Genomic DNA, 6,356 nt, shown 5'->3' on the forward strand with positions numbered 1-6,356 from the left:
GTGGCCTGTTTATTAGGGGTTGAGGCCCAAAAGCTGCTCACACCGGCAATGCGGTGGTGGCCTTGACCCGGTCCAGCACAAAGCTGGTCTTGCAATCCTGCACGCTGGGGTGCTTGAGCAGTGTATCCATGACGAAGTGTGAGTACGCACTCATATCTCGGACGACGACGCGCAGCAGGTAATCCATCTCGCCGGTCAGCGCGGCGCACTCCACCACCTCCGGCCAGGTCTGCACGCTGGCGCGGAACAGGTCCATGGGGTTGCGCTTGTGGCTCTCAGTGTGCTTTTCCAGTCGCACATTCAAATAGGCGGTCAGGCCCAGGCCCACGGCCTCGGGCTTCACCAGGGCCACGTAGCGGTCAATGATGCCGGCTTCTTCCAGCCGCTTGACGCGCCGCAGCACGGCGCTGGGCGACAGGCTGACCTGCTCGGCCAACTGGTCGTAAGTGGCACGGCCATCAGCTTGCAGACTGCTCAGAATCTGTCGGTCAAGCTTATCGAGTGCATCAGTCATGACAATTTTGCAGGTTTATTGCGCTTCAATGGCGTATCGTAGGTTATTTTGCAGGAATCCGCCTGCCCTGCGCTCTTAAACTCCTTCTTTTGCATTTTTCGGGCGACACGTCCGGCCATCAGGAGACACGCATGAGTTGGGACAACCCCATGGGCACCGACGGCTTTGAGTTCATCGAATACGCCGCCCCAGATCCGATCGCCATGGGCGCCTTGTTCGAGCGCATGGGCTTTCGTCCGGTGGCCAGGCACCGCCACAAGCAGGTGACGCTGTACCGCCAGGGTGGCATCAACTTCATCATCAACGCCGAGCCGGACTCGTTCGCCCAGCGCTTCGCGCGCGCGCACGGCCCCAGCATCTGCGCCATTGCCTTTCGTGTGCAGGACGCCAAGCTGGCCTACGAGCGTGCGCTGGAGTTGGGCGCCTGGGGTTATGCCGGCAAGGCCGGCCCGGGCGAGCTGAACATCCCGGCCATCAAGGGCATTGGCGACTCGCTGATCTACCTGGTGGACCGCTGGCGCGGCAAGAACGGCGCGGTGGAAGGCGACATTGGCAACATCGGCTTTTACGACGTCGACTTCGAGGCCATGCCCGGTGTGCACGCGCAAGAGGCCTTGAACCCGCCCGGCCACGGCCTGACCTACATCGACCACCTGACGCACAACGTGCACCGCGGCCGCATGAACGAGTGGGCTGACTTTTACGAGCGCCTGTTCAATTTCCGCGAGGTGCGCTACTTCGACATCGAAGGCCAGGTCACCGGCGTCAAGAGCAAGGCCATGACCAGCCCGTGCGGCAAAATCCGCATCCCCATCAACGAAGAGGGCAACGAGACGGCAGGCCAGATCCAGGAGTACCTGGACAAGTACCACGGCGAAGGCATTCAGCACATTGCGCTGGGCGCCAACAACCTGTTCGAGACGGTGGACGCCTTGCGCACCAGCGGCGTGAAGCTGCTGGACACCATTGACACCTATTACGAGTTGATCGACAAGCGCATCCCCGGCCATGGCGAGAGCGTGGCTGAGCTGCACAAGCGCAAGATCCTGCTGGACGGCAAGGCCGGCGCGCTGCTGCTGCAGATTTTCAGCGAGAACCAGCTCGGCCCGATCTTCTTCGAGTTCATCCAGCGCAAGGGCGACGACGGCTTTGGCGAGGGCAATTTCAAGGCGCTGTTCGAGAGCATTGAGCTGGACCAGATGCGCCGCGGCGTGCTGCCCGAAGGCAAGAAGAACGGCCAGCAGAAGGTGGCCGCCTGATGGCTGTGGAACCCGTGGTCTACGGCGCCAGCGAACGTCCGCCGCGCGGCGACTACAGCCGCGCGCGCGCCGACTACACCTGCGAACAGAACTACGCCGGCTACACCGAGGCGGATCACGACACCTACCGCCGCCTGTACGAGCGCCAGGCTGCACTGCTGCCGGGCCTGGCGTGCGACGAGTTCATCGCCGCGCTGCCCTCGCTGGGTGTGAAGGACCGCATCCCGCATTTCGACGAGATCAACGCACAGTTGCTGCCGGCCACCGGCTGGCAGATCGTGGCGGTGCCGGGGCTGATCCCTGAAGTGCCGTTTTTCACGCTGCTGTCCGAGCGCAAGTTTCCGGTGACGGACTGGATACGCAGGCCCGAAGAGTTCGACTACATCGTCGAGCCTGATGTGTTCCACGACCTGTTTGGCCATGTGCCGCTGCTGTTCAACCCGATGTTTGCCGACTACGTGCAGCGTTACGGCGCTGGCGGGCTGAAGGCCGATTCCCTGAGCGCCTGCGAGCACCTGTCGCGCCTGTATTGGTACACCATCGAGTTCGGACTGATACGCCAAGCCGACGGGCTGCGCGCATACGGCGCGGGCATCCTCAGCTCGTCCGGTGAACTGCAATACGCAGTTCGCGACCCAGCGCCCAACCGGGTGATGCTGGACATCCTGCGGGCCATGCGGGCACGCTACAAGATTGACAGCTACCAACAGACCTACTTCGTCATTGACAGCTTCCAGCAGCTGTTTGACTTGACGGCGCCCGACTTCACGCCGCTGTACCAGCAGGTGCAGGTGCTGCCAGACATTGAGGCGGACCAGGTGCTGGCCAGCGACCGGTTGGTGACTGTCTGAACCACCCTGCCGGCCGACTGGCCGTCGGCATCTGGCTAGACTAGGGCGCATGGATGCCGCCCAAAGCATACGCAGCGCGCTGGAACGCGTGAACGCCATGCGCCAGCAGTGCGAGGCCGAGCCCGCGCTGGCGCAGGCACGCTCAGAAGTCAAACGCCTGCAGGCACGGCGCTTTGCCGGCAGCTATGCCGACATGCTGGCGGCCGGCCCCTACCAGAGTGCGGCACGCTTCTTTCTGGAAGAGCTGTATGGCGACCACGACTTTGCCGAGCGCGACGCCCAGTTTTCCCGCATTGCCAAGGCGCTGCAGCGTGTCTTTCCGGCGGCGGTGGTGCAGATCGCCCAATCGCTGGCCGAGCTGCACGCACTCAGTGAGGACCTGGATCTGGCGATGGCACGGCAGTGGCGCGCGTCCGATCCGGGCAGGAACGGTGACGCGGCAGCGGCGCAGCGCTATGTGCAGGCCTGGCGCGGCGTGGCGCGGCAGGCCGACCGCTACCTGCAGATCCACACCGTCATCGGCATAGGCCGCGAACTGGACCGGCTGGTGCGCCTGCCCGGCCTGCGCATGATGCTGAAGATGATGCGCAAACCGGCCGAGCTGGCGGGCTTGGGCGCGTTGCAGCACTTCCTGGAAACCGGCTTTGACACCTTTGCCGGCATACAAAGCGGCAAGGGGCAGGGCGCGGGCGAATTCCTGCGCACCATTGAGGCGCACGAAACCGAACTGGCGGCCATGCTGTTTGATGAAGAGCCACGAGAAAGTGCGGCGCGTTTGCGACAGCTACTGGGAAAAGCCCGGTAACACCTGCAGGCCCCTCGCGCCCACAATGCGGGCATAGGAGACCGGCCGATGAGCGACGACATCTGGAAGAGCAGCTACCCCAGCGGCGTGCCGCACGACATCAACCCCGACAGCTATGGCTCGGTGGCCCAGCTGTTGGAGGAGTCGCTGCGCAAGAACGCCAGCCGGCCATATTCGGTCTGCATGGACCAGTGGATGAGCTACGGCGAGCTGGATGATCTGTCGGCCGCCTTTGGCGCCTGGCTGCAAAGCCTGCAACTGGAGCCGGGCGCGCGCGTGGCCATCATGCTGCCCAACCTGCCGCAGTTCGCAGTGGTGCAGGGCGGCGTGATACGCACCGGCCTGGTCTGCGTCAACGTCAACCCGCTGTACACCGCGCGCGAACTGGCGCACCAGCTGAAGGACTCGGGCGCCAGCGTCATCGTGGTGCTGGAGAACTTTGCCCACACGCTGGCCGAAGTGATTGACAAGACCGACATCCGGCATGTGGTGCTGACGGCCGTGGGCGACCTGCTGGGCGGCAAAGGCAAGTGGCTGACCTTTGCCTCGCGCCACCTGGCCAAGCTGGTGCCAGCCTACAAGCTGCCGCTGGCCAATGGCCTGAAAGTGAGCACGCTGCCCAAGGCGCTGGCCCAGGGCGCGGGCAAGGCGCTGAAACCGGTGCAGATAGACCCGAATTCACCCGTGATGCTGCAATACACCGGCGGCACCACCGGCCTGTCCAAGGGGGCGGTGCTGACGCACCGCAACGTGATTGCCGGCGTGCTGCAGGGTGAGGCGTGGTTCCGGCCGGCGCTGGAGGCCAATGGCGGCGACCTGAGCCGGCTCAACGTGGTGCTGGCGCTGCCGCTGTACCACATCTTCGCCGGTGGCATGAGTTTGCAGGCGGTGCGTTGGGGCGCGCACGTGACGCTGATCCCCAACCCACGCGACATGAACAAGTTCATCGAGGTGCTCAAAAAACGGCCCTTCCACGTGCTGCCGGCGGTGAACACCTTGTTCAATGCGCTGCTGCTGCACCCGCAGTTCAAGACGCTGGATTTCTCGAACCTCAAACTGTCCATCGCCGGTGGCATGGCCGCCACCGAGGGCACGGCCACGCACTGGCTGGAGGCCACCGGCTGCGCCATGCTGGAGGGCTGGGGCATGAGCGAGACCTGCGCCACCGGTACCGCTAACCCCACCACGGTGCGGGGCTACACCGGCAACATCGGCCTGCCGCTGCCGGGCATACAGATCGCCATCAAGGACGATGACGGCCACTCGCTGCCGCTGGGCCAGTCCGGCGAGATCTGCATCAAGGGCGGCAATGTGATGGCGGGCTATTACAACCAGCCGGAAGAGACAGCGCGCGCCTTCACGCCAGACGGCTTCATGCGCACCGGCGACGTGGGGGTGATGGATGACAAAGGCTTCACCAAGATCGTGGACCGCAAGAAGGACATGATTTTGGTCAGCGGCTTCAACGTCTTCCCCAGCGAACTGGAAAACGTGATTTCCATGTGTGACGGCATTGTGGAATGCGCGGTGATCGGTGTGCCCGACGAAAAGCAGGGCGAAGCCATCAAGGTGTTTGCCGTGCGCAGCGACCCGCTGCTGACGGAAGAAGACGTCGGCAAATACTGCCAGACCAACCTCACCGGTTACAAGCGCCCCAAGTACATCGAGTTTCGCGACGACTTGCCCAAGTCCGCCGTCGGCAAGGTGCTGCGGCGCGAATTGCGCATGGGCAAATAGGCTGCGTAAGCCGGCGCGGCACCTGACCACGTCGTGACGCCGCCCGCGGGGCGTCGCCTGAGCGCGCCCGGCACGCGGCACAATGGACACACTTATGCGCTCTGTGCCCGCCCTGCCCGCCGACATCGTGGTGTTCGAGCGTGGCTGGCTGTCTTCGAACAACATTCTGCTGCGCGCCGGCCCGGTAGCCGCGCTGGTGGACAGCGGCTACTGCACGCACGCCGAGCAGACGCTGGCGCTGGTGCAGGCTGCGCTGGGCCGCCAATCGCTGGACCTGCTGCTGAACACCCACCTGCACAGTGACCACTGCGGCGGCAACGCGCTGCTGCAGCACAGCTACCCGGCCCTGCAGACGCTGATACCGCCTGGGCTGTCACAGCATGTGCGCGATTGGGACGCGCATGCGCTGACGTTTGAGCCCACCGGTCAGCAATGCCCGCCGTTCCGCTTTGACGGTTTGCTGCGTCCGGGCAGCACAGTGCGCATAGGCACGCGCAGTTGGCAGATTCACGCGGCTAAAGGCCACGACCCGCACTCCGTGATCTTGTTCGACCCGGCTTCGCGCACACTGATTTCGGCTGACGCGCTGTGGGAAAGCGGTTTTGGCATCGTGTTTCCCGAGTTGGAGGGACTGAATGCCTTTGACGAGGTGGCGGATACGCTCGATGTGATCGAGTCACTCCAACCCACCTGCGTCATTCCCGGCCATGGCCCGGTGTTCACCGACGTGACGGCCGCGCTGCACATCGCGCGCCGGCGCCTGGCCGGCTTTGTCGCCGCGCCCAGCAAGCACACCCGCTATGCGGCCAAGGTGCTGCTGAAGTTCAAGCTGCTGGAGGCGCAGCAAATGCAGTGGCAGGATTTGCTGGATTGGGTGGGCGGTACGGAGCACATGCGCACCCTTCACCGCTTGGCCGCGCCCAGCCCGCCATTCCCGGATTGGGTGGCCGCCTTGCTGGATGAGCTGGTGGTGTCCGGCGCCGCCGTGCGCAGTGGCGATACGGTCGGCAATTCCTAGCGATTGATTGAATAACGGAAAGCGCAGAAGCAAAAAAAACGCCCAGTCACATGACTGGGCGTTTTTGCTGTAATAGCCTGACGATGACCTACTTTCACACGGGAACCCGCACTATCATCGGCGCTGAAGCGTTTCACTGTCCTGTTCGGGATGGGAAGGAGTGGTACCACCT

At 63.9% G+C, this 6,356-nt stretch carries 6 protein-coding genes and 1 rRNA gene; 5 read left to right on the forward strand and 2 right to left on the reverse strand.

Going from position 1 to position 6,356, the window contains the following annotated elements; genetic code table 11:
* Nucleotides 1-37: 37 nt before the first annotated feature.
* Nucleotides 38-514 (reverse strand): Lrp/AsnC family transcriptional regulator, encoded by a 477-nt coding sequence (locus tag AC1DX2_RS21125; protein ID WP_477198369.1) that lies wholly within the window; start codon nt 512-514, stop codon nt 38-40.
* A 131-nt stretch (nt 515-645) separates the two neighbouring features.
* On the opposite strand from AC1DX2_RS21125, the gene hppD reads away from it, so the two are divergent.
* From hppD to AC1DX2_RS21150, 5 genes are all read left to right on the forward strand, one after another.
* On the forward strand, nt 646-1,773 hold the full coding sequence (hppD, locus tag AC1DX2_RS21130; protein ID WP_477198370.1) for a 4-hydroxyphenylpyruvate dioxygenase: 1,128 nt from the start codon (nt 646-648) through the stop codon (nt 1,771-1,773).
* Nucleotides 1,773-2,624: a phenylalanine 4-monooxygenase gene (gene phhA / locus AC1DX2_RS21135; RefSeq protein ID WP_477198371.1), complete on the forward strand. Its 852-nt coding sequence runs from the start codon at nt 1,773-1,775 to the stop codon at nt 2,622-2,624. Before hppD ends, phhA begins: the two co-directional genes overlap by 1 nt.
* 49 nt (nt 2,625-2,673) lie before the next feature.
* The gene (locus AC1DX2_RS21140) at nt 2,674-3,429 is read left to right on the forward strand and encodes an FFLEELY motif protein (RefSeq protein ID WP_477198372.1); all 756 of its coding nucleotides are present in this window, start codon (nt 2,674-2,676) and stop codon (nt 3,427-3,429) included.
* Nucleotides 3,430-3,477: 48 nt separating this feature from the next.
* Nucleotides 3,478-5,166 carry an AMP-binding protein gene (locus tag AC1DX2_RS21145; protein ID WP_477198373.1) on the forward strand — a complete coding sequence of 563 codons (1,689 nt, stop codon included), beginning with the start codon at nt 3,478-3,480 and terminating at the stop codon, nt 5,164-5,166.
* Nucleotides 5,167-5,260: 94 nt separating this feature from the next.
* Nucleotides 5,261-6,184 (forward strand): MBL fold metallo-hydrolase, encoded by a 924-nt coding sequence (locus tag AC1DX2_RS21150; RefSeq protein WP_477198374.1) that lies wholly within the window; start codon nt 5,261-5,263, stop codon nt 6,182-6,184.
* 75 nt (nt 6,185-6,259) lie between these two features.
* Here AC1DX2_RS21150 and rrf read toward each other — a convergent pair.
* Nucleotides 6,260-6,356: ribosomal RNA gene (gene rrf, locus AC1DX2_RS21155) — 5S ribosomal RNA — on the reverse strand; the annotation flags it as partial.

It is taken from the genome of Hylemonella sp. P2_B10, assembly GCF_056404875.1.

Bases quoted from the DNA above. Each gene is read 5' to 3' on its own strand.
- AC1DX2_RS21125 (WP_477198369.1), bottom strand. From the start codon at position 514: ATGACTGATGCACTCGATAAGCTTGACCGACAGATTCTGAGCAGTCTG.
- hppD (WP_477198370.1), top strand. From the start codon at position 646: ATGAGTTGGGACAACCCCATGGGCACCGACGGCTTTGAGTTCATCGAA.
- phhA (WP_477198371.1), top strand. From the start codon at position 1,773: ATGGCTGTGGAACCCGTGGTCTACGGCGCCAGCGAACGTCCGCCGCGC.
- AC1DX2_RS21140 (WP_477198372.1), top strand. From the start codon at position 2,674: ATGGATGCCGCCCAAAGCATACGCAGCGCGCTGGAACGCGTGAACGCC.
- AC1DX2_RS21145 (WP_477198373.1), top strand. From the start codon at position 3,478: ATGAGCGACGACATCTGGAAGAGCAGCTACCCCAGCGGCGTGCCGCAC.
- AC1DX2_RS21150 (WP_477198374.1), top strand. From the start codon at position 5,261: ATGCGCTCTGTGCCCGCCCTGCCCGCCGACATCGTGGTGTTCGAGCGT.